Source organism: Nonomuraea sp. NPDC051191, from assembly GCF_044455665.1.
Lineage (GTDB): Bacteria > Actinomycetota > Actinomycetes > Streptosporangiales > Streptosporangiaceae > Nonomuraea.
This window is the reverse complement of the sequence record NZ_JBITEZ010000003.1, coordinates 616,105-640,770: the sequence shown is the minus strand read 5'-3', so window position 1 is coordinate 640,770 and position 24,666 is coordinate 616,105. Positions and strand designations below refer to the sequence as shown.

At 68.8% G+C, this 24,666-nt stretch carries 23 protein-coding genes; 9 read left to right on the top strand and 14 right to left on the bottom strand.

The features are described 5' to 3' along the window. The first annotated feature begins 34 nt into the window (after positions 1 to 34). Positions 35 to 328 (top strand): S24 family peptidase, encoded by a 294-nt coding sequence (locus tag ACIA8R_RS11460; RefSeq protein WP_364085514.1) that lies wholly within the window; start codon positions 35 to 37, stop codon positions 326 to 328. Between the two features lie 37 nt (positions 329 to 365). Here ACIA8R_RS11460 and ACIA8R_RS11455 read toward each other — a convergent pair whose 3' ends face one another. From ACIA8R_RS11455 to ACIA8R_RS11440, 4 genes are read right to left on the bottom strand one after another with little or no spacing between them, the layout of a single operon-like run. Beyond that, positions 366 to 794, bottom strand: coding sequence for a CGNR zinc finger domain-containing protein (locus ACIA8R_RS11455; protein WP_364085510.1), 429 nt, complete (start codon positions 792 to 794; stop codon positions 366 to 368). Positions 795 to 849: 55 nt separating this feature from the next. Next, complete coding sequence (locus ACIA8R_RS11450; protein ID WP_357697313.1) at positions 850 to 1,593, bottom strand: amino acid ABC transporter ATP-binding protein; 744 nt, start codon at positions 1,591 to 1,593, stop codon at positions 850 to 852. Beyond that, complete coding sequence (locus tag ACIA8R_RS11445; protein WP_397037980.1) at positions 1,590 to 2,417, bottom strand: amino acid ABC transporter permease; 828 nt, start codon at positions 2,415 to 2,417, stop codon at positions 1,590 to 1,592. The genes ACIA8R_RS11450 and ACIA8R_RS11445 overlap by 4 nt, the downstream gene beginning before the upstream one ends. A gap of 3 nt (positions 2,418 to 2,420) precedes the next feature. Beyond that, complete coding sequence (locus tag ACIA8R_RS11440) at positions 2,421 to 3,278, bottom strand: ABC transporter substrate-binding protein (RefSeq protein WP_357697317.1); 858 nt, start codon at positions 3,276 to 3,278, stop codon at positions 2,421 to 2,423. A gap of 262 nt (positions 3,279 to 3,540) precedes the next feature. On the opposite strand from ACIA8R_RS11440, the gene ACIA8R_RS11435 reads away from it, so the two are divergent. Both ACIA8R_RS11435 and ACIA8R_RS11430 read left to right on the top strand, forming a co-directional pair. Beyond that, positions 3,541 to 4,749, top strand: coding sequence for an NADP-dependent malic enzyme (locus ACIA8R_RS11435; RefSeq protein WP_364085505.1), 1,209 nt, complete (start codon positions 3,541 to 3,543; stop codon positions 4,747 to 4,749). Positions 4,750 to 5,029: 280 nt separating this feature from the next. Beyond that, entirely contained in the window at positions 5,030 to 6,388 is a 1,359-nt protein-coding gene (locus ACIA8R_RS11430; RefSeq protein ID WP_364085502.1) for a hypothetical protein, read from the top strand. A 42-nt stretch (positions 6,389 to 6,430) separates the two neighbouring features. Here ACIA8R_RS11430 and ACIA8R_RS11425 read toward each other — a convergent pair whose 3' ends face one another. The 4 genes from ACIA8R_RS11425 to ACIA8R_RS11410 form a co-directional block, all read right to left on the bottom strand. Then, positions 6,431 to 7,975 carry a hypothetical protein gene (locus tag ACIA8R_RS11425; RefSeq protein WP_364085499.1) on the bottom strand — a complete coding sequence of 515 codons (1,545 nt, stop codon included), beginning with the start codon at positions 7,973 to 7,975 and terminating at the stop codon, positions 6,431 to 6,433. 180 nt (positions 7,976 to 8,155) lie between these two features. Beyond that, on the bottom strand, positions 8,156 to 9,775 hold the full coding sequence (locus tag ACIA8R_RS11420; protein ID WP_364085493.1) for a hypothetical protein: 1,620 nt from the start codon (positions 9,773 to 9,775) through the stop codon (positions 8,156 to 8,158). 438 nt (positions 9,776 to 10,213) lie between these two features. Next, positions 10,214 to 11,818: a hypothetical protein gene (locus tag ACIA8R_RS11415; protein WP_357697326.1), complete on the bottom strand. Its 1,605-nt coding sequence runs from the start codon at positions 11,816 to 11,818 to the stop codon at positions 10,214 to 10,216. A 536-nt stretch (positions 11,819 to 12,354) separates the two neighbouring features. After that, on the bottom strand, positions 12,355 to 13,149 hold the full coding sequence (locus ACIA8R_RS11410; RefSeq protein WP_397037976.1) for an inositol monophosphatase family protein: 795 nt from the start codon (positions 13,147 to 13,149) through the stop codon (positions 12,355 to 12,357). Positions 13,150 to 13,457: 308 nt separating this feature from the next. Between ACIA8R_RS11410 and ACIA8R_RS11405 the strand changes: the two genes are divergently transcribed. Continuing rightward, on the top strand, positions 13,458 to 14,243 hold the full coding sequence (locus ACIA8R_RS11405) for a 5'-nucleotidase C-terminal domain-containing protein (protein WP_397037974.1): 786 nt from the start codon (positions 13,458 to 13,460) through the stop codon (positions 14,241 to 14,243). On the opposite strand, the gene ACIA8R_RS11400 is transcribed toward ACIA8R_RS11405, so the two are convergent. The 3 genes from ACIA8R_RS11400 to ACIA8R_RS11390 form a co-directional block, all read right to left on the bottom strand. Continuing rightward, positions 14,188 to 14,382, bottom strand: a complete 195-nt coding sequence (locus tag ACIA8R_RS11400; protein WP_364085482.1) for a hypothetical protein — start codon at positions 14,380 to 14,382, stop codon at positions 14,188 to 14,190. The genes ACIA8R_RS11405 and ACIA8R_RS11400 overlap by 56 nt on opposite strands. 467 nt (positions 14,383 to 14,849) lie before the next feature. Continuing rightward, positions 14,850 to 16,010 (bottom strand): hypothetical protein, encoded by a 1,161-nt coding sequence (locus ACIA8R_RS11395; protein WP_357697338.1) that lies wholly within the window; start codon positions 16,008 to 16,010, stop codon positions 14,850 to 14,852. A gap of 197 nt (positions 16,011 to 16,207) precedes the next feature. Then, positions 16,208 to 17,329 (bottom strand): hypothetical protein, encoded by a 1,122-nt coding sequence (locus ACIA8R_RS11390; RefSeq protein ID WP_357697339.1) that lies wholly within the window; start codon positions 17,327 to 17,329, stop codon positions 16,208 to 16,210. A gap of 346 nt (positions 17,330 to 17,675) precedes the next feature. Between ACIA8R_RS11390 and ACIA8R_RS11385 the strand changes: the two genes are divergently transcribed. The 5 genes from ACIA8R_RS11385 to ACIA8R_RS11365 all read left to right on the top strand — a co-directional run bounded on the left by ACIA8R_RS11385 (position 17,676) and on the right by ACIA8R_RS11365 (position 22,727). Further along, complete coding sequence (locus ACIA8R_RS11385) at positions 17,676 to 17,918, top strand: SSI family serine proteinase inhibitor (RefSeq protein ID WP_357697341.1); 243 nt, start codon at positions 17,676 to 17,678, stop codon at positions 17,916 to 17,918. A gap of 334 nt (positions 17,919 to 18,252) precedes the next feature. After that, the gene (locus ACIA8R_RS11380) at positions 18,253 to 19,692 is read left to right on the top strand and encodes an acetyl-CoA synthetase (RefSeq protein WP_397037971.1); all 1,440 of its coding nucleotides are present in this window, start codon (positions 18,253 to 18,255) and stop codon (positions 19,690 to 19,692) included. A 129-nt stretch (positions 19,693 to 19,821) separates the two neighbouring features. Beyond that, a complete protein-coding gene (locus ACIA8R_RS11375; RefSeq protein ID WP_397037970.1) occupies positions 19,822 to 20,697 on the top strand; it encodes a hypothetical protein in 876 nt (291 codons plus the stop codon). Between the two features lie 140 nt (positions 20,698 to 20,837). After that, a complete protein-coding gene (locus ACIA8R_RS11370) occupies positions 20,838 to 21,794 on the top strand; it encodes a zinc-binding dehydrogenase (RefSeq protein ID WP_357697347.1) in 957 nt (318 codons plus the stop codon). 75 nt (positions 21,795 to 21,869) lie between these two features. Beyond that, complete coding sequence (locus ACIA8R_RS11365; RefSeq protein ID WP_397037968.1) at positions 21,870 to 22,727, top strand: oxygenase MpaB family protein; 858 nt, start codon at positions 21,870 to 21,872, stop codon at positions 22,725 to 22,727. A 71-nt stretch (positions 22,728 to 22,798) separates the two neighbouring features. Here the strand turns inward: ACIA8R_RS11365 and ACIA8R_RS11360 are convergent, their stop codons facing one another. The 3 genes from ACIA8R_RS11360 to ACIA8R_RS11350 form a co-directional block, all read right to left on the bottom strand. Beyond that, entirely contained in the window at positions 22,799 to 23,527 is a 729-nt protein-coding gene (locus tag ACIA8R_RS11360) for a PadR family transcriptional regulator (protein ID WP_357697351.1), read from the bottom strand. Next, on the bottom strand, positions 23,524 to 24,327 hold the full coding sequence (locus ACIA8R_RS11355; protein ID WP_357697353.1) for a DUF4097 family beta strand repeat-containing protein: 804 nt from the start codon (positions 24,325 to 24,327) through the stop codon (positions 23,524 to 23,526). Before ACIA8R_RS11355 ends, ACIA8R_RS11360 begins: the two co-directional genes overlap by 4 nt. A 99-nt stretch (positions 24,328 to 24,426) precedes the next feature. After that, complete coding sequence (locus tag ACIA8R_RS11350) at positions 24,427 to 24,606, bottom strand: DUF6104 family protein (protein WP_352323532.1); 180 nt, start codon at positions 24,604 to 24,606, stop codon at positions 24,427 to 24,429. Positions 24,607 to 24,666 lie beyond the last annotated feature (60 nt).

Sequence of the window (24,666 nt, the reverse complement as noted above, 5' to 3'; positions counted from 1 at the left end):
GTCCCAACGCCTGTGGAGTAGGGGGTCTCTGCCCATGAGAGTGCGTGTCGAGGGCGATTCGATGCGTCCCGCGCTGGTTCCCGGCGACTGGCTCCTGGTCCGCCGGGGAGCCGTCGTCCATCCCGGCGACCTCGTCGTGGCCAGGCTGCCCGGCGATCCCGAGCAGCTCATCGTGAAACGCGCCCAATGGCACGGCGAGGGCGGCTGGTGGCTGGAGAGCGACAACCAGCGCGCCGGCGGGCGCCGGGACAGCTGGGACTTCGGGCCGGTCGAGGAGATCGTCGGGCGCGTCGTGCTGCGCTACTGGCCGCTGGTGCGCCGCAGCTGACCTCTCAGGCGACCGCTGCGACCCCGTGGGCGGCCCCTCAGCCTTCTTGGGCGCTCCTGCGGCGCCGGTAGGCCGCCACGTTCGCGCGCGTGGCGCAGCGGGAGGAGCAGTAGCGGCGGGAGCGGTTGGAGGAGGTGTCGAGGAAGGCGCGGGCGCAGCGCGGCTCGTGGCAGCGGCCCAGCCGGTCGGCGCCCAGCTCGGCGACGACGGCGGCCAGGCCCATCACCGCGCTGGCGGCGGAGTCCTCGGCCAGATGGAGGTGCCAGCCCTGGCCGTCGTGGTCCGACAGCCGCGGGTGCACCGGGTAGCGCACCAGCAGAGCGTTGAGGCGGTCGGCCACCGCGTGCGCGTCGCCCGCGGCGTCGAACACGGCGGCCAGCTCGGCGCGCAGGCCGGTCAGCTCCGGGGGCGGGGCGGGATCGTTGATCAGGCGGACCGCCCACTCCGCGTAAGAGGTCAGGTCCATGCGGGAGTATTACACGAGTTGCCGGGCCCCCGGCACCTCCGGGGGCCCGGAAGGGTCACTCCTCCGGGTGCAGCACCCGGTGCAGGAACGTGCGGGTGCGCTCGTGCTGCGGGTCGCCGATCACCTGGGCGGGGTCGCCGTCCTCGACGACGACGCCGCCGTCCATGAAGACCACCCGGTCGGCCACCTGGCGGGCGAAGCCCATCTCGTGGGTGACCACGAGCATGGTCATGCCCTCCTCGGCCAGCTTGCGCATGACCGTGAGCACGTCGCCGACCAGCTCGGGGTCGAGCGCCGAGGTCGGCTCGTCGAACAGCATCAGGTCGGGGTTCATGGCCAGCGCCCTGGCGATGGCCACCCGCTGCTGCTGCCCGCCGGAGAGCTGGGTGGGGTAGGAGTCGCACTTGGCGCCGACGCCCACCTTCTCCAGGTTCTCCCGGGCCACGACCTCGGCCTCCCGCTTGCCGCGCTTCAGCACCCGCTGCTGCGCGATCATGACGTTCTCCAGCGCCGTCATGTGCGGGAACAGGTTGAACTGCTGGAAGACCATCCCGATGCGGCGTCGTACGTCGTCGATGTCCACGTCGGGGTCGGTGACCTCCACGCCCTGCACGAACACCTTGCCCTTGGTGGGCTCCTCCAGCAGGTTCACGCAGCGCAGCAGCGTGGACTTGCCCGAGCCGGACGGCCCGATGACGCACACCACCTGACCCGGCTCGACCGTCATGTCGATGCCCTTGAGCACCTGGTTCTTGCCGAAGTACTTGTGCAGGTCTCGTAGCTCGATGGCGTGCGTCATTGGCTCCTCCGCTTACGCCCCTCAAGCCGGGACGCGAGGTAGCCCAGCGGGATCGTGACGATCAGGTACGTCACGCCGGCGACCATGATGGGCGTGGCGTTGGCGTACTGGGAGGCCAGGTCGTTGCCGAACTTGGCCAGCTCGACGTACTCGCCGGAGACGCCCAGGAACAGCACCAGCGAGGAGTCCTTGAGCAGGGACACGAACTGGTTGGTGGTCGGCGGGATCACCATGCGGATGGCCTGCGGGATGACCACCGTCACCTGTGCCCGGGTCGCGGACATGCCCAGCGACCTGGCGGCCTCCGTCTGGCCCTTGGGGACCGCCTGAAGGCCCGCGCGGAAGACCTCCGCCTGGTAGGCGGCGCCGACCAGGCCGAGGCCCAGGATGCCCTGTCCGTACGTGCCGAACGGCACCTCGAACCCGGGCAGCGCCAGCGGCAGGAAGGTGATCATCAGGAAGATCAGCAGCGCCGGCAGGCCGCGGAAGATCTCGATGTAGACGACTGCGATCCACCGGTACGGCCGCACCTGCGACAACCGCATGAGCGCCAGCAGCAGCCCGGCCACGAACGAGACGACGAACCCGCCCACCGTGTAGATGATCGTGTTGCGCAGCGCGACCGTGAACAGGTCGGGCAGCGCCTGCTTGGCGACGTCGGCCTTGGTGAAGTTCTGCGCGAGGCTGGCCCAGTCCGCGTACAGGACCACGGCGACGAGCGCGGCGGCCAGCACGACGTACTGGACCGTACGCGTGATCTGCTGTTTCTTCCGAGGGCTGAGCCCGGCACGGCCGGGCTCAGCGGTCTTCGGCTGGTCGGCCATGGATCAGCCCAGCTCGCCGGGCTTCTTGCCGAACCACTTCACGTAGATCTTCTCGTAGGAGCCGTCCTGCTTGGCCTTGGTGATCTCTTCGTTGATCGTCTTGAGCAGGGTCGGGTCGGCGCCCTTCTTGAGGCCGATGCCGTACTGCTCGCCGGTGTCCAGGCTGGCGACCAGCTCGAACTTCTCGGCGATCTCGGGCTTCTTCAGCCAGGTCAGCACCACGGGAAGGTCCTGGACGATCACGTCGGCCTGCCCTGCCTGGAGGGCCAGCAGCTCCTTGGCCGAGTCGGCGTACTCGGTGGGGTTGAAGCCCTGCTTCTTGACGTAGTCGAGGCCGGTCGTGCTGGCCTGCGCGCCCAGCTTGAGGTTCTTGGCCTTGACGTCCTCCAGCGACTTCGCGCCCGAGCCCTTCTTGGCCAGCAGGGCCTGGGTGGCGTCGAAGTAGGGCTCGGAGAAGTCGATGTTCTGCTTGCGCTCGTCGGTGATCGTCATGCCGGCGGCGGCCACGTCGCACTTGCCCGCGGCCATGGCGGCGCCGCTCTTGATCACCGCGAAGTCGATGTCCACGATGTTCTGGGTCACGCCCAGCTTCTTCGCGGCGAGGTCGACGATGTCCACGTCGAACCCGACGATCTTGCCGCTGTCGTCCTTGAACTGGAACGGCTCGTACGGGATGTTCGTGCAGACCGTGAGCTTGCCGGGCTGGACGAGCTTCACGCCGCCGGCCGCGGAGGAGCTCGCACCGGTCGTGCTGCCGGAGGAGCCTCCGGTGTCGCTGCCACACGCGCTGAGGGCGAGAGCGGCGGTCAGGGCGAGCGCGCCGACAGCGTAGCCACGGCGGCCCTGGGGGCTGAGGGCCATGTACGGCCTCCTCGAAAGAGTTATGCCACGTAACTTGCGTTTTGTGCAGTTTAAATGGGGTTTAGCAGCGGTCCGTCATCCTGCGTTTAACGATGCGTCAACGGAACGGCGTCGGCTCCGACACCATCGACCATCTCACCATGTGGCACTATGGGGAGACGGGTGACCCCCGTAACCCCTCAGAGACGACCGACGAGGGGAGCCCGGCAGCTACCGAAGCCGGCCCACTCGCGCTCGTACGCCGATGGTTTCGTCCGTTCCGATGAATACTGGGGTCGCTGTGTCTGCCACGCCCGCTTCTGCTTCCGTCGAATCGCTCGACCTCGATCCGGCCTTCGCGCTCCACCGCGGGGGCAAGCTGGAGGTCCGCTCGACCATTCCCGTCCGCGACGCCGACGACCTGTCGCTCGCCTACACGCCCGGGGTCGCCCGGGTCTGCACCGCCATCGCCGAGACGCCTTCGCTGGTCAACGACTACACCTGGGTCTCCAACGTGGTCGCCGTCGTCACCGACGGCACCGCCGTGCTCGGCCTGGGCGACATCGGGCCGTCGGCCGCCATGCCGGTCATGGAGGGCAAGGCGCTGCTGTTCAAGGAGTTCGGCAACGTCGACGCCGTCCCGATCTGCCTCGACTGCACCGACGTCGACGCGCTCGTCGAGACCGTGGTGCGTCTCGCGCCGTCGTTCGGCGGCGTCAACCTGGAGGACATCAGCGCCCCGCGCTGTTTCGAGGTCGAAGACCGCCTGCGCGACCTGCTCGACATCCCGGTCTTCCACGACGACCAGCACGGCACCGCCATCGTCGCGCTGGCCGCCCTGCAGAACGCGGCCCGCCTGACCGGCCGCACGCTCGGCGACCTGCGCGCCGTCGTGGCCGGCGCGGGCGCCTCCGGCGTCGCCGTCACCCGCATCCTGCTGGGCGCCGGCATCGGCGACATCGCGGTCGCCGACTCCAAGGGCATGATCTACGAGGGCCGCGAAGGGCTCAACCCGGTCAAGGAGGCCCTGGCCCGCGACACCAACCGGGCCGGCCACACCGGCTCCACCGAGGAGGCCCTGGCCGGCGCCGACGTCTTCCTCGGCCTGTCCGGCTCGACCGTCTCCGAGGCGGCCATCGCGTCGATGGCCCCCGACGCCATCGTCTTCGCCCTGTCCAACCCCACCCCGGAGGTCCACCCGGAGGTGGCCGCCAGGCACGCCAGGGTGGTCGCCACCGGGCGCTCCGACTTTCCCAACCAGATCAACAACGTCCTGGCCTTCCCCGGGGTCTTCCGGGGCGCGCTCGACGTGCGGGCCACGACCATCACCGAGAACATGAAGGTGGCCGCCGCCGAGGCGCTGGCCGCCGTCGTCGGCGACGACCTCTCGGCGACGTACGTCATCCCGAGCCCGTTCGACCAGCGCGTGGCCCCGGCCGTGACCGCAGCCGTGGCCGCCCAGGCCCGCGCCGACGGCGTCGCCCGCGCCTGATCCACACTGTTGCGAACGGGGGCCGATCGGCCCCCGTTCGCCGCTTTTTCGCGCTTCCCCGCAGGTCGGAGGGCATTGCTGTTTCCCGGCCGCGGCGTGGGTAGGTGAGTTCCCCGTCCAGGGGAAACGGATGCGGATCCGGGTCCCGAGCAGGGCTGGCGGAGGGATTGCGATGGAGTTCGCGTGACCTTGGGGAACTGCCGGAAAGCCTTTACACAACGTGCTATAACAATAGCTCTCTGTAAGGTTGTGGGCGCCGACTCCTGTGACGAGGAGAGCGATGGAACGCGAGCCTAATCGATTGCTGCAGCAGCTCATCGCGGAGGCGGGTTTCTCCCACAAGGGATTGGCCCGGCGCCTCAACGATCTCGGAGCCGCGCGCGGCACGCCGGGCCTCAAGTACGACCACAGTTCGGTGCTGCGGTGGATCGGCGGCCAGAAACCACGGGATCCCGTCCCGTGCCTGCTCACGGAGATCTTCGCGTTGCGGCTCGGTCGCCCGGTGAGCTCGGAGGATCTGGGCATGCCGACCAACATCACGCCCCTCGACCTCGGTCAGGAGTTCACCCACACGTGGCAGGAGGGGGTCGCGACCGTGACGGCGTTGTGGCGGGCCGACGTAGAGAGACGGAGGTTTCTGATCGACTCCACCTTCGCGATCGGAGCAGGCTCCGTCGGAGCCATACGGTGGCTGACGGCGCCCGCCGACGGGCGTCCCAGCGGCACCGGGGCACGCCGGGTGGGCCGGGCGGACGTCGCCGCGATCCACGAGGTGACCCGGTCCTTCGGCGAGCTCGACAACCGCTTCGGCAGTGGCCGGGTGCGCTCGTCCGTCGTGAAGTACCTCGACACCGCCGTCTCCCCCCTGCTCAAGGACGGCAGCTACGGCGAGTCCACCGGCAAGCAGCTCGCCGCCGCGGCCGCCGAGCTGACCCGCCTGGCCGGCTGGATGGCCTACGACATGGAGCAGCACGGCCTGGCCCAGCGCTATCTCATCCAGGCCCTCCGCCTGGCCAGGGGCGCCGACGACCACACCCTGGGCGGCGAGATCCTGGCCGGCATGGCCCACCAGGCCATCTACATGGGCCAGCCCGCCCACGCGCTCGACCTCGCCAGGGCCGCCCAGCTCGCGGCCCGGCGGGCCGGCGTCCAGACCCTGCTGGCCTCCGCCCAGGTCCTGGAGGCCCACGCGCACGCGGGTCTCGGCGACCCCAGGTCCTGCGGCGCCTCCCTGCACCAGGCCGAGCTGGCCTTCGACGCCCGCAGGCCCACCGAGGAGCCGCGCTGGCTCAGCTACTTCGACGAGGCCTACCTGTCGGCCAAGTTCGCCCACTGCTTCCGCGACCTGGGGGAGGGGGAGCGCACCGTGCGGCTGGCGCGGCGCTCCCTCGACATGGACACCCGGTACGTCCGGGGGCGCATGTTCAACCTGTCGCTGCTGGCGGCGGGGCTGCTGGAGTGCGGCGAGCTCGACGAGGCGTGCCAGGCGGCGGGGAGCGCGCTCTCGCTGGCGGGGGAGCTGCAGTCGGCGCGGTCGCGGTCGTACGCGGCGGATCTGCGGCGGCGGCTGGAGCCGTTCAAGAACGAGCGGGCCGTGATGGCGTTGCGGGAGCGTACGCGCGAGCTGACGTCCGTGTGATGCCCCGGGCCGCCTTTCCTGGCGGTCCGGGGCTTCGCTGCGCTACTTGAGGAGTTCGCCGTTCGGGCCGACGATGCTCTTGGTCTCGGCGTAGTTGGCCTTGTTGTAGACATCGGCCACCTCACCGTCGAAGTAGGCGGAGCTGATGTAGTCGATCCGGTCGTTGCCGTCCTGGTCGTGGAACATGCTCGTCACGCCGTTGACGTAGCCGGTGCGCTTGCCGTTGTCGTACTTCATGAGCCAGGGGCCGCCGTCGGCGCCGCCGGTCATGGAGCACTTGAGCACCTGGTGCTCCTCCACCCGGAAGGTGTTGACCTGGTACGTCTTCGTGCCGGTCTTGCCGGAGCACCACTTGGGGGTCACGCCGGTGTAGGGCTTGTCGCCGTCGGGGTGCGGGTCGCCGGGGTAGCCGAAGACGGTGACCTTCTGACCGCGCGGCTGGTTCCACGCGAAGCCCTGACCGCCGACCACGTCACCGAGCCGGCCCATGTCCTTGGCCATGCCCATGAAGTAGTGGTCGCGGAAGTAGCGGACCGTCTTGCCCGCCTTGACCCACTGCTTGAGGTAGTAGTGCGTCTCGAACCAGCCGGTCTCGGTGCCGTTGGCGTCCTTGGTGACGTCGAGCTTGCCGAGGACCTTGCCGTCGGCCTTGTCGGCCACGAGCTTCTTGTAGGTCTCCTGGCTGATGGGCGTGGGGCCGACCTTCTCGTACTGCTCGCCGTTCTTGTCGTCCCGGGTGCCCGCCGGAGCCTTCGCGTAGTCGGCGTCGGTGACCTCGACCCTGGTCAGGGCCTTCTCGCCCTTGTAGTCGTGGCCCACCTTGTCCGGGGTGACGTCGAAGTCCTTCGACCAGTACGGTCCCGCCGAGCCGTACTTCTCCCGGCCGGTGTCGTACTCGTCCTTCTTGACCTCTTCCTGGTCGATCCACTTGTCCCCGCCCCAGGCGGTGAACTCGCTCTTGGTGACCTCTTTGCTGCCGGTCAAAGAGAAGCCGTTGTGCACCGCGACGAAGGCGAAGTCGCCGTCGTAGTCGTCGTAGGTGTCGAGGTCGTAGGCCGTGAAGGCGTAGGCGCCGACGTAGACGCCCCAGGGAGCCTTGCCCTGGTAGTAACCGGGGACGAAGATCCACTTGGAGTAGACGTCCTTGCCCGTCTCGTACACGCAGTGGCCGGCGGTCGCCACGAGGTTGCGGTAGCGGGCCTGGATGGAGGTGGCCGAGCACCAGCGGTGGCGGCCGGCGCTGTCGACGAAGAACACCTTGCCGATGGTCTTGGGCAGGTTGACGTTCTTGCTCGCGCTGGGCTTCGGCGCGCTCGTGGCAGCGGTCAGGCCGGGCTTGCCGTCGGGGGCGCCGTCCTTGCTCTGCGTGGCGACCAGCTTGGAGACGTTCTTGGCGTCCCAGTGGTACTGCGTCGCCTTGCGCAGGGCCGCGCCGTTCGCGCCCAGCCAGAACTTGGCGGTGCTGTACGCGTCGGCGGGCTTCGGCATGAGGTTGTCGCTGACCCAGCTGGGGACGGCGCTGGAGGGGTGGGCAAGCAGGGCGGCGCTCAAGCCGGCGGCGGCGAGGGGGATGAGCAGGCGCTTCAAGGGAGGCTCCACGAAGTTGTCAAGAATGGCGTAAAGACACTATCGACCCTTTAGTCACTCTGGTAAGGGTTACTGTCTCTTTCGCCAGAAAAGGCCGAAGGGCCCGGCAGATGCCGAGCCCTTCGGGTGAAGCTAGGTTGAGCGGAGGTTTGGACCCTCAGCCCGGGATCCGTCCGAAGATCAGCTGTCGGCCTTCGGAAGGATGCTGCCCGACCACACGTTCGCCGCGGCGGCGTAGACCGAGTTGGTCTCACCGTCGAAGTACGGGGAGGACATGTAGTCCCAGCGGTCGTTGTTGTCCGTGTCGTACAGAACGCTGGTCACGCCGTTGACGTAGCCCATGCGCTTGGCGTTGCTGTACTTGAGGAGCCACGGGGCGCCGTTGTAGCCGCCAGTGACGGCGCACTTCAGCGAGATGTGCTCTTCGATCTTCAGGCTCGGGACCTTGGTGGCCTTCGCACCGGTCTTGCCGTAGCACCACTTCGGCGTAACGCCGGAGTAGGGCTTCGAGCCGTCGGGGTGCTTGGCGTAGGGGTAGCCGAAGGTACGGACGTACTTACCGGTGGGCTGGTTCCACGCGAAGCCCTGGCCACCGACGTTGTCGCCGAGACGGCCGGCGTCCTTGAGGTCGTGCTCCACGATGAAGTAGTGGCGCACGATGTACTTGACGTCGGTCTTCTTGTACCACTGCTTGACGTAGGTACGAACGATGTACCAGCCGTCAGAGGTCCAGGTCCAGCGACGGTGCTTGATCTGGTCGCCCTGCTTGATGGCGAAGCCCAGCTCCTTGCCGTCAGCCTTGTTCTTCAGGAACTCGTTGTACTGCGACTCCGAGACCGGGGTCACGACCATGCCGTCACGGCCGGTGTTGGACTGCTCGCCGTTCTTGTTCTCACGGGTGGAGTCCGGAGCGGCCTGCCAGGTCTTGACGTCGACCTCGAGGTCCACCAGCTTCTTCGCGCCAGCGAAGTCGTGGCCGACCTTGTCGGTGGTCTCGCCCTCTTCGACCTTGATCAGCGGGCCGTTGGTGGGGTCGACAGCCTTGGGGCCGTACTTGGCCGCAAGCTCGTCCCACTTGGCCTTCGTGACTTCCTCGTCCTCGAAGTACTTGTCGCCGACACCCTTGTAGCCGTCGAACTCGCTACGGGTGACCTCGGACTTCTTGGCGCCCAGCGTGCCGCCAACACCGTTGTAGACGGTGACGAACGCGTAGTCGCGGTCGAAGTCCTCGTAGTTCGAGAAGTCGTAGTGGGTGAAGGCCTGCTTGCCCACGTAGATGCCCCAGGGAGCCTTGCCCTGGTAGTAACCCGGGACGAACACCCAGCGGGACACGACCTCGTCGTTGGCGGCGATGTCGTACACGCAGTGACCAGCCGTCGCAACCAGGTTGCGGTAGTTCGACTGGATCGAGGTGCCGGAGCACCAGTACAGCTTGCCGTCGCGGCCCTCGAAGAACACCTTGCCGATGGACTTCGGCAGGTTCACGTTCTGCGACTTGACCGTGGTGGTCTTCTCGGCGCCGATCGGCGGGGTGGAGCCGGGCTTGCCGTCAGCGACGTACCCGCCCTTCTGCACGATCTTCTTGACGTCCTTGTTGTCCCAGTAGTAGGCCGTGGCCTGCTTCAGGGCAGCGTTGTCGGACTTGGTCCAGAAGTTCAGGACCTCGGCGGCCTTCTGCTGGCTGGCAGCCAGAGCGGCAGCGTCGACGTCCGGGTCGGCCTGGGCGGCACCGGCGAGACCGGCGGCCAGCAGACCGGTGGCCAGAATGGCGCCACCGGCGGGGAGGAGGATGCGCTTCAAGGTAACTCCTTGCGCTGTCGTGGAACGCTTCTTGCGTCCCATGCGTCAGTAAAGGGATAGCCAGGAACATACAGTGTCGATCTTGAGATCCGGTAGCCGCTTTGAGAGGAAAAGATGCGACAAGCCGGGCGTTATCGTTCTGTGATGTTTAGGCTGATGTTGCGCAGGAGTTGAATGAAGTCGGGCTTGAGACCGTTTGCCCTGATCAACATAAAGAAGGCGTGAGCCGGACCGGCGGGCTCTCCGGTCGCCGGCGATCCGGTTCGCTCGGGCGATGTGACGCAGATCACATTAGGTTGATGGCACCGATTCGGCGTCGCGTGCGTCCAACCGCCTTCACTTTCCGGGCCGGAAAGGCTGAAGGGCCCGGCGGATGCCAGGCCCTTCAGCTGCTAACGGTTCTCACGAACGGTCAGAGCCATTCGTCGGGAGCCGTCCTTAGACGATCTTGCCGGACCAAACGTTGGCAGCGGCCTTGTAGACGACGTTCGTCTCACCGTCGAAGTACGGCGAGGAGATGTAGTCCACGCGGTTGTTGCCGTCCTGGTCGTTGAAGGTGCTGGTGACACCGTTCACGTAACCGAGGCGCTTGGAGTTGCTGTACTTGAGGAGCCAAGGACCACCGTCGGCGCCCTCGGTCATGGCGCACTTGAGCGCCACGTGCTCCTCGATCTTCTTGGCGGCCGAACCGACCAGCTTCTTGGTGGTCTTGCCGTAGCACCACTTCGGCGTGACGCCGGTGTAGTTCTTGTGGCCGTCGGGGTGCGGCGCGGCCGGGTAGCCGAACACGCGGACGTCCTTGCCGGTGGGCTGGTTCCACGCGAAGCCCTGGCCGCCGACGTTGTCGCCGAGGCGACCGTAGTCCTTGCCCGAGATGTCGACGACGTAGTAGTCCTCGACCCAGTACTTGATCTGAGCGGTGGTCTTGATCCACTTCTTGATGAAGAACTGCTGCTTGTACCAAGCGATCTCGGTCTTGCCGTCCTTGCCGAGCTCGGCACGGACCTCACCGAGGAACTTGCCGTCAGCCTTGGCGGACTTGAGCGACTCGTAGTCCTCCTTGCTGACGGGGACCTCGTTGCTCAGACGCTCGAACTTGTCGCCGTTGTCCCAGCCGGTGCCGGCCGCGGTGTACTGCGACTTGTAAACCTCGGCGCCGGTGAGCTGGACACCCTTGGTGGGGCCCTCGCCCTTGATGTAGGCGTCGATGTTCTTGTCGGTCACGTCACCCGGCTTGGCGACGGTCTCGACCTTGGGGTCGACAGCCTTCGACTTGAAGGGGCCGTCCTGGCCGTACTTCTCGAAGCCGGCGTCGAACTCTTCCTTGGTGATCGTCTTCTCTTCGACGTAGCCGATGCCGCCCTTGGCGACGTGCGACTTGTACTCGCTCGGCGTGACCTTGGTGGTCTTGCCGCTGAGGGAGACACCGTTGTACACGGTCACGAACGCGTAGTCGCGGTCGTAGTCCTCGTACACGTCGAAGTCGTAGTGGGTGAAGGCCTGCTTGCCCACGTAGATGCCCCACGGAGCCTTGCCCTGGTAGTAACCGGGGACGAAGACCCACTTGGACAGGACGTCGGCGTTGGCGCCGGTGTCGTAGACGCAGTGACCGGCCGTGGCGACCAGGTTGCGGTACTTCGACTGGATCGAAGTGGCGGAGCACCACTTCTTCTCGCCCTTGCCGTTGACGAAGAACACCTTGCCGATGGTCCGCGGCATGTTGACGTTCTGCGTCTTGGCGGTGGTCTTCTTCTCCTCACCAATCGGGGCGGTGGACCCCGGCTTGGTGTCGGCGCTGTAGCCGCCCTTGCTCTGCAGCTTGGCGACGTCCGCCTTGTCCCAGACGTTGGACTCGGTGGCGGCCTTGAGGGCGGCACCGTTGTTCTCGGCCCAGAACTGGGCGATGGCCTTCGCGTTGGCCGCGCTCGCCGCCATCGCGTCGGTGGAGACGTCGCTGTCGGCCGAGGCCGTGCCGGCGAGGCCGGCGGCCAGGAGGCCGGTAGCCAGGATGGCGCCACCGGCGGGGATGAGGATGCGCTTCAAGGGAACTGCTCCTTGCTCTGTCGTGGGTCGCAACATGCGTCCCATGCGTCAGTAAAGGGATAGCAAGGAACATAGCCAGTGATCTCCGCAGGTGAAAGCCGTTCTGACGCGATCGGTAAGCGCCGTTTCCCCCGTGACCGTGCTGTTATCTGTCAGAGGCTTTAGCGTGATGTTACCGGAAGGTGATGTTTTCGCTGGCCCTGTAGGGAATTTGACCATTGGAACGAAAGTTCCGTTAGTGGCCTGTCGCTCTCTGTGACCGGTTGAATGTGACTCAGATCACAGGAACCAGATTTAGGGCTCATCCGTCTAAATCGGTCCATCGTTCACAGGTGATCTTCAGGTTCGCGTCGGGAGCCCTCAGGATTCGACAATCTGGCCGATTTTGCAGGGGGTGTGGGGGCAACCTGACCGCTCGGTCCGTGTGCCTTTTGTGCCTTTTGTCGGTATTGGGCATGGCGAAGCGCCGCCGGGATCTCCGGCGGTGCGTCTTCAAGGGGGAGCTCGTCCCTAGGCGGCCCCGCGTTTGCGGGGTGTCAGGGGAGAAGGAGGGTGCGAACCGTCTGCCAGGAGGCTTCGTCGGCGGCGGCGAGCAGGCCGGCCTTGGGGATCGACGGGCTGTACGGGGTGCCGTCGAGGTGGCGGGCGGTTCCGCCGGCTTCCGTCAGCAGCAGGACGCCCGGCGCGTGGTCCCAGGGCAGCGTGCGGTGGAAGAGGAGGAAGTCCTGGTCGCCGTTCAGGAGTCGGGGGTAGTCCACGCCGGCGCACTTCGTGCCTGGCGTGAGGGCGGCGAAGCGGTGGGCGGCTGAGCTGACGTGGGCCTTGGTGGCGTCGTCCAGGAAGCGGGTGAGGGCGGCGCCGCGGAGGTGGGCGGGGTCGGCGGGAGCGGGGGCGCGGTGGACGGGGATGCCGTTGCGCCAGGTTCCGGAGCCGAGCTCGGCGACGTAGACGTCGTCCTCGGCCGGGCGCACGACCCAGGACGCGACCGTCTCGCCGGACCGGACCAGGGCCGCCATCACCGCATACTCGGGGCGGCCGGCGACGAAGTTGGCCGTGCCGTCCAGGGGGTCGACGAGCCAGGCCGTCGGGGCGTCCTGGAGGGCGGAGAGGAGCGCGGGGTCGGCGGCGGTCGCCTCCTCGCCGACGACGGGGGCGTCCAGGAGGTCGCGGAGGCGGCGGCTGATCAGGTCTTCGGCCTCGCGGTCGGCCACGGTGACCACTTCGCCCGGCGTCTTCTCGGAGACGTCACCGGCGGCGAGGGCGCGGAACCGGGGGAGGATCGCGATCTCGGCGGTCTCGCGAAGGATCTCGGTCACCGCGTCGATCAGCATGGGGGTCATGTTAGACATCGGGCCCTTGCGTCACTGAAGAGGGTTTGTCCGTGGATGGGGGACGCCCGTACGCATCGGGGGAGTGTCGAGGCCGAGCCCCATCGCCTTCGAGCGCACCACCGCGTCGAAGTGCCCGGTCAGCTTCGACGTCCACGGCTACTTCCGGGGGCTGCCTCCCGGCGAGCAGACCGTCCAGTACCGGCTCGTCGGCGCCCAGGAGTGGACGACGCTCGTCGTGCCCGCGAAGCGGCTGATCGTCCATCGGGCTCTGCTGGAGACCGTCACGTGGGAATCGGCGCCGGACTCGCGTGACTACTCGGTCCAGATCGAGATCAATCAGCCCGACGGCCTGCGGTCCAACGTCCTCTACTACTTCAAGTGCAACACCCCGCCCTCCGGAGAGACGTTCGGCGAGGCCGCCGAGAACATCACGCGTACGGCGAGCGGCGGGCCGCTGGCCGAACTGGCGGCCGACGCGCAGCTCGCGTCGGTGCAGGCGCTCCGGCGCGCAGGTCGCGCTCGTCAACAGGTACGACGTCAAGGCGGACCTGCCTGCCGGCCCGATCGGGTTCGAGCACCTGTGGAACGTGCATCCCGGCGGGCTCGCCGTCAATGTGCAGACCATGAGCGGCGGGCAGCTCATGGCCCTGCTGGCCACACCCAATCCGGCGGGCTGGGTGCTGACCCCGTCGGCCGGGCTGCGCTACACCCTCGGCGGCGGGAAGGTCCTGTCGATGACGCTCGACGGGGTGCCGGTGAGCGCCACACAAGAGATCAAGGTCGCGGGCGCCTGGAGTCTCATCGCCGGCTTCGACGGGTGGCCGCGTTGGGAGGGGACGACCACGTACACGAGCGGGCCGGACGACACCGGGGCGCTCGCGGGCTACCTGGTCGCCCATGCGCCGGTGTCGGCGCCGGCGGGCGACCGCGTCACCGTCCGCCAGTCATGGGCCCGGCCGTGCGTCCTGGGCGGACGGCCGGGTCGTTCTGTCCGGCGGAGTCCGGGAGGGCCCTGTGGCTTTCGTACGGCCGTCGTGGTCACCAGCTGCGGACGCGGGGGCGGCGGCGCATACGTTCCAGCATCGCTTCGTTGAAGGCGGCGGACACGGATTCGAACTCACCGTTCTCGACCGCCCGGTCGACGTACGCCTTGACGTGAGGGTCGAGGGTGATCGTGACCTCTGGGCCCGGCAAGGCGGGGGCGGTGGTGGTCTCGCGGTGATCCTCGGTCATACCGACATCTTGCGCCACAAGCGCTGGCGAATCACGTCCCGAAACGCTTCGGATTCGCGAGGCAGTGCAAGGGGCCGGATTTCCGCGGAGCCGGTCGACAACAGGGAGACGGGTGGGCGCAGGGTATGGCCCCAGCTTCCCCGCGGAGACGCCGAGCCGCGTGGTGAGCGGGAGCCGTGCCGGGAAGACGGCAATCCCCGCCGGTGACTCATTCCAGGGAGTGGGCCGCACGCGCGTGGGTCACGCCGCCAGGCGCCGGATCAAGGCCCTGCGCCGCTGTAGGCGCGAAACGCCTTCTTCGGCGAAGGCGATCAGGGGGCGGGTGGTGGCAGGCCCATCGGGGGCCATGGCGCCGAGGGCGCTCGATGGCCTCTGTGGGCGTGGAGCGTCCGACGATTGGTCTGGACACAAGTGAGGGCCCCGGCGGCAAGGAGCAACGCCGGGACCCTCTTTCCCCTGGTGAGGGCTTACTTGTACAGCTCGCCGTTCGGGCCCACGATCTTCCCCGACGGGAAGTTGGTGGCTGCCTTGTAAACGGCCGCCGTCTCACCGTCGAAGTAAGGCGACGTGATGTAGTCGATGCGGTCGTTGCCGTCCTGGTCCGCGAAGGTGCTGGTGACACCGTTCACGTAGCCGAGGCGCTTGGCGTTGTTGTAGTTGAGCAGCCACGGCCCGCCGTCGTACCCGGGGGTGACGGCGCACTTCAGGCCGACGTGCTCCTCGATCTTGAGCCAGGACGCGCCCACGGTCTTGGCCGTGGTCTTGCCGTAGCAGTTCTTCGGCGTCACACCGCTGTACGGCTTGTTGCCGTCGGGGTGCGGGGCCGCCGGGTAGCCGAAGGTGCGGACGAACTTGCCCGTCGGCTGGTTCCAGGCGAAGCCCTGGCCGCCCACGGCGTCGCCGAGCCGGCCGGCGTCCTTGGACAGCAGGATGTAGTAGTGGCCGCCCCAGGAGCGCTTCGGGCCGCTGAAGCTGTCGTAGTCCTTGCGGTCCACCTGCTTCACGCCGTCGAACTGGATGCCGTTGTAGACGGTCACGAACGCGTAGTCGCGGTCGTAGTCCTCGTAGTTGTCGAAGTCGTAGTGGGTGAAGGCCTGCTTGCCCACGTAGATGCCCCACGGAGCCTTGCCCTGGTAGTAGCCGGGGACGAAGACCCAGTTGGACAGCGTGTCGCTGTTGCTGTCCGTGTCGTACACGCAGTGGCCGGCGGTCGCCACCAGGTTGCGGTTGCCCGACTGGATGGACGTGGCCGAGCACCAGCGGAACTTGCCGGAGCCGTCGACGAAGAAGACCTTGCCGATGCTCTTGGGGAGGTTCACGTTCTGGGAGGCGCCGGCCTTCTGGGCGCCGGTGGGCGCGGTCATGCCGGGACGGCCGTCGGGGTCGTAGCCGCCCTTGGAGACGACCTTCCGCACTTCCTTGGAGTCCCAGGTGTACTGGGTGGCCTGGCGGAGCGCGGCGCCGTTCGAGGCGATCCAGAAGGAGGCGATCGAGGCGGCCTGCGAGTTGCTGCCGGCCATCGGGTCGTTGGAGACGTCGCCGTCGGCCTGGGCGGTGGCGGAGAGCCCGGCGGCGAGGAGACCGGTCGCCAGGACCGCGCCGCCGACGGGGAGGAGGATTCGCTTCAAGGTATCTCCAGGTTGCGCTGACAGGAGGCGCCTCTTGCACCCCATAACTCAGCAAACGGACGACCCGGAACCTATAACGCTGACAGTGCTTATGAAAATTTTAGGAAGATCGTGTCAGCGCTCCCAAGTGCCCCGTTACCGTGTCGAGATCAACGGATGGGCTGATCACCAGCAGTGATCACACCGCAACATGTGACTTACGCCACATTTCCCGGTGTGGTGATCGCGGCGGCGCGTCGGTAGACCTCCGCGGTGGTCGTGTCGAAGTACGGCGACGACACCGCGTCGTAGGCCCCCTTGGCGTCTCTGTTCCAAGTCAGGCTGTTGACGCCGTTCAGGCTGCCGAGCCTGCGGGTGGCGTCGTAGTCGACCAGCCAGGGGCCGCCGCTGGCGCCGGGGCTGAAGTCGCACGGCTGCAGTCGCACGCCCTTCTGCAGGTCGAGCGCGGGGGCCACGGTCCAGTACGTGACGCCGCCCTGGCACGTCCGCAACGTCTTGCCGTCGAACGGGCGGGTGCCGTCGGGTTGCGCGCCGGCCGGGAAGCCGAAGGCGGCCACGGTGTAGGCGGCCGGCTTTTTGTTGATCTCCATACCCTGGGCGCCCACGTTGTCCTGGAGCCTGCCGACGTCCTTCATCGAGTACGTGCCGTCCTTGGCCTGCTCCCAGACGAACCCGCGGTGCACGGTCACGAACGCGTAGTCGTAGTCGTAGTCGCCCTTGCCGGGCCAGTCCTCGTGCAGGCTGAGCGCGGCGCCCACGTAGATCCCGTCGGGCGTCTCGCCGTTGGGGCCGGGGTTGGGGACGAAGATCCAGTATTCGGCGGCCTTGGCCTGCCGGGAGTCGTACGCGCAGTGCCCGGCCGTGGCCACGACGCTGCGGTTCCTGGACGCGACCGCGCTGGCCGAGCACCAGTACTCCTTGGTGCCGAACCGGAAGAAGACCTTGCCCATGGTCTTGGCGGCGCCGCCCTGCCTGGGAAGCACGGGCACCACGTCCTGCGTCGCGGACGTCCGCCGCGCCGTCGTGGCGGGCGAGATCGGGCCGGAGACCGCGCCGGCCGAGGACGTCGGGGCGGCCTGGGCGCCCGGCGTGGCGGGGCTGTAGTTGTCGGCCTGCTTGAGCCGGTCGGGCCGCCAGTAGTCGGCGACCTTCCTCATGTCGGTGGCGGTCCTGGCCAGCGTGACGCCGAAGACCTTGCTGGCCGACGCGCTCGTCCACGCGCTCGCCGGCGCGGCGTTCGCGATCCCCGTGAAGGCAGGCAGCAGCAGCAGCGCGCCGCCCAGGGCGGCCGCTGCCAGTTGCCTGGCCCGGGAGATCATGAAATGCCTTTCTTAGGGTCGTAAGGGTGGATTTTTCCAGATCAACTGCCTGTATTGCAGCCCGGATAGAGATTCGTTACCTGATCAAGAGTGCACCGTGTGCGATAAGGACACCATCAGCCGATCCCTCCCGATACGTCTAAATGATCACGCGTGTCGGTCGTTGCCGCAGGTCAGAGGGGTGATAGAGGCTTCGCGTATGCACCGAATTCTCGCCATCGCCGCGCTTTCCTGTGCGGCATTCGCGGCCGCTCCAGTGGCGTACGCCACGACCGGCCCGTCCGATGTCCAGACGCCGCACAAGGACCAAAGGCTTTTCCGGATCAGTGTGGGAGATCGTCAAGGCGTGCTGCAGTGCACGCCCGGCCGGGTCGCCCCGGGGCAGGTCGCCGCCTGCGCCGCTCTCGAACAGGTGCACGGGAACCCGGCCAAGTTGACCGGCCGTCCGGGCGTCTCCTGCACCGCCGACTATGAGCCGGTGGACGTACGGGCGTGGGGTGTCTGGGACGGCGACCGCTACCGCTACTCGCAGACGTTCCCCAACGCCTGCGCGCTCGCCGTCGCCACGGGACCGGTCTTCCGCGTCTGAACCAATCCCCTGAGGGGGGCCGTGGGACGCGAAACGGCGGGGGAAGGCCCCCGGATCCCGCCCGAGGAGGATCCGGGGCCTCGACCGACGGGCCGGATCGCGGCATGTCGCCAGTCCGCCGGTGGGCCAGGAAGACGTCGAGAACGCTGATGAATGGCGCAACCCGTCGGCCAGGAAGGAACGCGAAAAAGCGGGCACCGGTTCGGTCCCGTTACGAAAAAGAAGGCGTTCTCCCAGGTCAGAGTGGCGGTAATTAGCCTGTGGCAATACCGGTAACGCTGATTATCAAACGCTGACACTTATCAACCGAATGTTGTTCTGGTTGGATGTGTGCATGGATCCACGCACCCCCTGTCTCATCGGCATCGCCCAACGGACCATTCGCGATCAGCCCGGCCCCGAACCGCTCGACCTGTGGGAGTCGGTCGCCCGCGAGGCGGCCGAGGACGCCCGGCTCCCCCTCGGACGGCTCGACTCGATCCAGGTCGTGTACACCGACTCCTGGCAGTACGACTCCCCGACCGGACGGCTGGCCGAGCGCCTGGGCGCCACCCCGCGCCACGAGTCCTACTCCAAGGTCAGCGGCACGGCTCCGCAGCTCCTCGTCGGCGAGGCCGCGGCCCGGATCGCGGCGGGCGAGCTGGACTGCGCGCTGATCACCGGGGCCGAGGCGCTGGCCACCCGGCGGGCCTACCGGCAGGCGGGCGAGCACGTGCCGTGGAGCCACGCCGCCGACCCCAAGCCGCCCTACGGCTGGGAACGTCCGCCGCACCCCGCCGAGCTGGCGCACGAGCTGTTCCTGCCGGTGCACACGTACGCGATCATGGAGACCGCGCGGCGGGCGGCGGCCGGGATGACGGTCGAGGAGGAGATGCTCGACCGTGGGCGGATGATGGCGCCGATGACCGAGTTGGCCGCGGCCAACCCGTACGCGTGGCGGCGGTCCGTGCGCACGCCCGAGGAGCTGGTGAAGGGCAACAGGTTCGTCGGCTGGCCGTACACCAGGAACACCGTGGCCGTCATGGAGGTCGACCAGGCGGCGGCCGTCGTCCTGGCCTCCGCGGAGCTGGCCGACCGCCTCGGGGTGCCGGACGAGCGGCGGGTCCACCTGCGCGGCTGGGCGTACGCGGAGGACACCTGGGAGGTGGCGGCCCGGCCCGCGCTCGGCTCCTCGCGGGCGATCGGGGCCGCCGCGAAGGCCGCCTTCCGCCGCGCCGGGCTCGGCCTCGGCGACATGGACGCCCTCGACCTGTACAGCTGCTTCGCCGTCGCGCTGCGGCAGGCGTGCGACGCGATCGGGCTCGACCCGTTCGACCGGCGCGGCCTGACGGTCACCGGCGGCCTGCCGTACGCCGGCGGCCCGTCCAGCGACTACGTGCTGCACTCGACGGCCACGATGGCCGGGCTGCTGCGCGCGCGGCCGGGGCACGGGCTGGTGACCGGCGTGGGGATGCACCTGACGAAGCACACGTACGCGGTGTGGTCCAGCGAGCCGGGAGGGCTCCTGGGGGACGCCACGCCGGTGTTCACGGCGTCCGGGGTGCCCGTGGTGGACGCGTACGCCGGCCCTGCCGCCGTGGCGGGGTACACGGTCGCGCACGGCCGGGACGGCGGGCCGGAGAAGGGCATCCTCGTCGTGGACCTGCCGGACGGCGGGCGGGCGCACGCGCACGTGCTGGAGCCGGAGCTGCTGGCCGACGCCATGTCGAGGGAGCTGGTGGGGCAGCGGGTCGAGCTGGTCACCGACGGCAGGCTCAACGTCGCCACCTGGTGAGCCCGGGAGGTTGTGAAGTTGTGACCTCGGACGGCGACTTCGCCGGGTCCGAGGGCTTGCGCGGGTGGAGGTCGCTCAACTGAACTGGGAGTGAAGGGCGCAACCCGCACTAACCCGGCGAGGCACGTCGTGTCCGACCAGTTCGACGTCATCGAGGCAGGTGGGCGTGGCCGCCGCCGATGGATCGGGCTGGCGTCGGTAGTGGCCCTGCTGGTGATCCCGGCCGTCAGCCTGCTGCTCAGCCGCGACCCGCAGCCGCCGCCCGCGCCGTCCGCCACCGCGCCCATCCGGTCCCTCACGACGATCGACAACGGCCCCAGCACCTTGCGGATCCCGGCCAGGACCAAGGGACGGGACGAGATCATCGACGTCGTCTTCCCCGACGGGCTGAAGGCCGAGGTGCGCTATCCGGCCGACCTCGACCTCAACGAGCTGGGGGTGCGGCCGTTCCAGGGGGCGTGGATAGACGGGCAGTTCCGGCAGTTCGGCGTGCCGTACAACGGGGTCGCCGAGGTGACCGGCGGCGGCCGGCCGATCAGGAGCTACGGCCCCGGCGTCACCCTGTGGCCGCGTCAGCCCGGCGGGGGGAGCGGGCAGGTGCTGCTGTTCTCGTTCGGACGGTGGCGGGTGGCGATGCAGGACCGGGGCGAGGGGCTGACCTTCGACCAGCGCACGGCCCTGGCGCGGGAGCTGCGCGGGAAGGTGACCAGGGACGGCTACCTCGTGCTGTCGGGCAAGGGGTCGGTGCGGCTGGCCGGGCCGGGGGCCACGGTGCAGGGGGATCCGGCCGGGCCGCAGCTCTGGTTCGGCGGGGGAGTGCGGGAGATGGTCGTGCTGGTGCCCACGCCCGACTGCGCGGAGAAGGCCCGGCTGCCGAAGGTGATCGAGGGGCGCGGGCGTCCGGGCGAGTGGACGTGCCGGGGGGACGTGGAGGTCGCCGTCGCCGGCCCCGAGGACTTCAGACGCCGCGCCCTGGCGGGGATCCGGGTGAAGGTCGAACGCTGACAGGCGGGCCAGGGGGTCCGGGTGAAGGTCGGGCGGTGACAGGCGGGCCAGGGGGTCCGGGTGAAGGTCGAACGCCGGCAAGGTGTCGCGCGGCGGGGCGGTGCCGTGGGTGGCGGTGGGCCGGTTAGTAAGGTGCGGCCATGTTCGCCGTAACCGCCACACAGACCGATCCCGACAATCCGCTCGCCGGGCTGACGCTCGGTGAGCACCCCGACCCCGAGGCGCCCGACGGCTGGACGACCGTCTCCGTACGCGCCGCGGCCCTCAACCACCACGACCTGTGGACGCTCAAGGGCGTGGGCATCAGGAAGGACCGCCTGCCGATCGTGCTCGGCTGCGACGCCGCCGGCGTGGACGAGGACGGCAACGACGTCATCGTGCACGCGGTCATCGGCACGGGCGCGGACGAGACGCTCGACCCCAGGCGCTCCCTGCTGTCGGAGGTGTACGACGGGACGTTCGCCGAGCGGGTGGCCGTGCCGCGGCGCAACCTCGTGCCCAAGCCGGCCGCGCTCAGCTTCGAGGAGGCCGCCTGCCTGCCGACGGCCTGGCTGACCGCCTACCGCATGCTGTTCGACAAGGCGGGGCTCGAACCGGGCTCGACCGTGCTGGTGCAGGGGGCCGGCGGCGGCGTCGCCACCGCGCTCGTCGCGCTCGGCCGGGCGGGCGGCTTCCGGGTCTGGGCGACCAGCCGCTCGGAGGAGAAGCGCGAGCGGGCCCGCGAGCTCGGCGCCGACCAGGTCTTCGAGACCGGCGCGCGGCTGCCCGAGCGGGTGGACGCGGTCATGGAGACCGTCGGCCAGGCCACCTGGGACCATTCGCTCAAGTCGCTCAGGCCGGGCGGCCGCATCGTGGTCTCCGGGGCCACCAGCGGCGCGGTCCCGCCCGCCGACCTCAACCGTGTCTTCTTCCTGCAGCTCTCGGTGGTCGGCACCACCATGGGCACGCGCGACCAGCTCCAGCGGCTGGCGGTGTTCCTGGAGCAGACCGGCGTGCGGCCGGTGATCGACCGCACGCTGCCGATGGCCGAGGCCCGCGACGGCTTCGCCGCCATGGCCGAAGGGGAGATCTTCGGAAAGATCGTCTTTACCGGCTGAATAAGTGAAGGGTTACTTGTCCGCCTTCCGGGTGATACACGAAGAATGAGGCCGTATCACCCTGGAGGCGTCACCATGGACGTGGAGCCGTTCGGCCCGGGTTCGATGCACTGGGAGACCGCGGGCGAATACCGCAACCTGCTCGTGGCCGGCAGCGCGCTGGTCCTGCAGACCATGCATCCGGCGGTCGGCGCGGCCGTGGCGCAGCACTCGACGTACAAGGACGACCCATGGGGGCGGCTCAACCGCACGCTCGCCTCCGTCCAGAAGTGGGTCTACGGCGGGGAGGGCGGCCTGGCCGAAGGGCGGCGGCTGCGCGAGCTGCACCGGTCCATCAGCGGCGTGGACGAGCACGGCCGCGCCTACCACGCCCTGAACGGCGAGGCGTGGGCCTGGGTGCACCTGTCGCTGTTCGAGCGGTTCGTCACGCTCAACCGCTACTTCGGCACCCCGTACACCGAGGAGCAGCAACGCCGCATGTACGCCGAGTCGCGCCGGCTCGGCGCGATCCTGCACGTGCCGGAGCGGGAGATGCCGGCGGATCTGGAGGCGTTCTGGCGCTACTTCGACATGATGATCGCCGAGCGGCTGGAACCGCACCCGACCGCGCTGGAGGTGCTCGCCGTGATGCACGGCACGCCCGCCCCGCCCGGCCTGCCGAGGCCGCTGCGCCGCCTGTGGACGCCGGTGGGGCTGGGGTCGGGGGAGTTCAACCACTTCGTCACCGTCGGCACCCTGCCGCCGGCCGCCCGCAGGAAGCTCGGCCTGCGCTGGACGGCCCGGGACGAGCGGCGGCTGCGGCACCTCGGGCACGCGGTGGCGATGCTGACCGCGCGCCTGCCCGAGCGGTTGCGCTACATGCCGGCCGCCTACCACGCCCGCAGGGCGGCCCGCGGCCTCGAACGCCCGGCACGCTCACTGCGCTCCGCCTGACGACGCCTCACCGGCGGCCAGGCAGGCGGCTCAGCGGCGGCCAGTGGCGGCCAGTGGCGGCCAGTGGCGGCTCAGCGTTCGAGGATGTCGCGGATGCGGGCGGACGCCTCGTCGAGCACGGCGTGCAGCTCGGCCAGCTTCTGCGTGGTCAGGGCGGCGTCGGCGGCCTCCGTACGGGCCTGGGCCACGAAGTCGGCCAGCAGCTCGCCCAGCTCGCTGTCGAGCTCGATGCGGCGCACGGTGTCGCCGCCGAGCGTGGTCCAGATGTCCGACCAGATCCGGCGCCACTCGCCGGCCAGCCGGTCGCTCTCCACCTGCCACTGGCTGGCGTGCGCCATCCACTGCCGCTTCTGCTGCTCCTTGAGCTGTTTGAGGTCTTCGGCCCGGGTCTTGGCGCTGTCGCGGGTGCCGGTGCGGACGTCCTTGGCCATCCGGGTCAGCTCGTCGCGCAGCGACTTCACCGTGTCGCGGACGTCCTCCTTGACCTCGCGGGCGATGTCGCGCACCGAGGCGGAGATCTCCTGCTCCAGGTCGTCGAGCTCGTCGAGCCGGGCGTTGAGCTCCTCGCGGCCCTTGTCGGTGATGGAGAAGACCTTCTTGCCGTCGACGACCTCGTGCGTGACCAGGCCCTCCTCCTCCAGGCGGGCCAGGCGCGGGTAGATCGTGCCGGGGGAAGGCGAGTAGACGCCGAGGAAGCGGTCCTGGAGCAGCCGGATGACCTCGTAGCCGTGCCGCGGGCTCTCCTCCAGCAGCTTGAGCAGGTACAGCCGGAGCCGGCCGTGACCGAAGACAGGGCTCATTCCTTCTCTCCCTTGAGCAACGCGACCTCGCCCGAGACGGTGTACGCCGACAGTGAGGCCATGCCGCCGCCCAGCCGCCCGGACAGCGTCTTGGAGCCGGGGCTGTTGGCCGCCGACAGCCCGTCGAACGTCGAGCTCAGCCGGCCGGAGGTGGACCTCATGCTGACGTCGGACTCGGCGTTCTCCGGCACCCGCACCAGGATGGCACCCGAGACGCTGTTGAGCGTCACGTGACTCGTCGGCCGGAGCCTCAGGTCGGCGGTGATGCGGCCGGACACCGTGCTGGCCTTGAGCCGGCGCGGGCTGCCGTCGGCCAGCGTCAGCTCGCCCGAGACGGTCTTCAACGCCAGGTCGCCCTCCATGGCCCGGCTCTCGATCGAGCCGGAGACCGTCGTGGCGCTCACCTCGCCGCTCACGCCGTCGAGGACGACCTCGGAGGACACGCTCTTGACCCGGGTGGAACGCTCGAACCCGGCCAGCACCGTGGACGCCGAGACCACCTCGGTGCTCACCCTGCATCCCTTGGGCACGGTGAGGGTCAGGTTGGTCCTGCGCCGGTCGCGCCGCAGCCAGGTGAGCAGGCCGTCCAGGGTCAGGCCCTCGTAGGTGACGACCAGTTCCTTGGTCACCGCGTCGTAGCTGACCAGCAGCGGCGCGGCCGACTCGATCTCCGTCAGCTCCAGCGTGGGCGGGCCCTCGCTGGCCAGGACGGCCAGCCTGCCCGCGACGATCCGCACGTCAAGTGACTCCACCGGCCCGAACGTGAGCTGCTCAGGGGCCTCCAGCGTCCACTTCTCCATGAACGTATGCCTCCTCGACGAGTACGTCTGCTACGAGAACACGATATGTCGCGTTACTCGAAAACTCAAGATGTATCGCGTCTGGAGGGCCGGTTCGCGTCAGTCGTCGTCCTCGTCGTCGAGGCGGGCCAGCCAGGTGGCCAGCCGCTCGATCGGGGTCTCGAACTCGGGGTTGAGATCGACGAACTCGCGCAGCCGCTCGCCCAGCCAGAGCACGCTGACCTCTTCCTCGCCCCGCCGATCGACCAGCTCCTCGATGCCTCGATCGGTGAAGTACATGGGTTTCTCCTTCGTGCGGGCAGGGCCTCACCCCCGCCGGTCAACACAGAAGCCCCCGGC

Coding starts and splice junctions, on each gene's coding strand:
- ACIA8R_RS11460 (WP_364085514.1), top strand. CDS start 35: ATGAGAGTGCGTGTCGAGGGCGATTCGATGCGTCCCGCGCTGGTTCCC.
- ACIA8R_RS11455 (WP_364085510.1), bottom strand. CDS start 794: ATGGACCTGACCTCTTACGCGGAGTGGGCGGTCCGCCTGATCAACGAT.
- ACIA8R_RS11450 (WP_357697313.1), bottom strand. CDS start 1,593: ATGACGCACGCCATCGAGCTACGAGACCTGCACAAGTACTTCGGCAAG.
- ACIA8R_RS11445 (WP_397037980.1), bottom strand. CDS start 2,417: ATGGCCGACCAGCCGAAGACCGCTGAGCCCGGCCGTGCCGGGCTCAGC.
- ACIA8R_RS11440 (WP_357697317.1), bottom strand. CDS start 3,278: ATGGCCCTCAGCCCCCAGGGCCGCCGTGGCTACGCTGTCGGCGCGCTC.
- ACIA8R_RS11435 (WP_364085505.1), top strand. CDS start 3,541: ATGAATACTGGGGTCGCTGTGTCTGCCACGCCCGCTTCTGCTTCCGTC.
- ACIA8R_RS11430 (WP_364085502.1), top strand. CDS start 5,030: ATGGAACGCGAGCCTAATCGATTGCTGCAGCAGCTCATCGCGGAGGCG.
- ACIA8R_RS11410 (WP_397037976.1), bottom strand. CDS start 13,149: ATGCTGATCGACGCGGTGACCGAGATCCTTCGCGAGACCGCCGAGATC.
- ACIA8R_RS11400 (WP_364085482.1), bottom strand. CDS start 14,382: ATGACCGAGGATCACCGCGAGACCACCACCGCCCCCGCCTTGCCGGGC.
- ACIA8R_RS11390 (WP_357697339.1), bottom strand. CDS start 17,329: ATGATCTCCCGGGCCAGGCAACTGGCAGCGGCCGCCCTGGGCGGCGCG.
- ACIA8R_RS11380 (WP_397037971.1), top strand. CDS start 18,253: ATGGATCCACGCACCCCCTGTCTCATCGGCATCGCCCAACGGACCATT.
- ACIA8R_RS11370 (WP_357697347.1), top strand. CDS start 20,838: ATGTTCGCCGTAACCGCCACACAGACCGATCCCGACAATCCGCTCGCC.
- ACIA8R_RS11365 (WP_397037968.1), top strand. CDS start 21,870: ATGGACGTGGAGCCGTTCGGCCCGGGTTCGATGCACTGGGAGACCGCG.
- ACIA8R_RS11360 (WP_357697351.1), bottom strand. CDS start 23,527: ATGAGCCCTGTCTTCGGTCACGGCCGGCTCCGGCTGTACCTGCTCAAG.
- ACIA8R_RS11355 (WP_357697353.1), bottom strand. CDS start 24,327: ATGGAGAAGTGGACGCTGGAGGCCCCTGAGCAGCTCACGTTCGGGCCG.
- ACIA8R_RS11350 (WP_352323532.1), bottom strand. CDS start 24,606: ATGTACTTCACCGATCGAGGCATCGAGGAGCTGGTCGATCGGCGGGGC.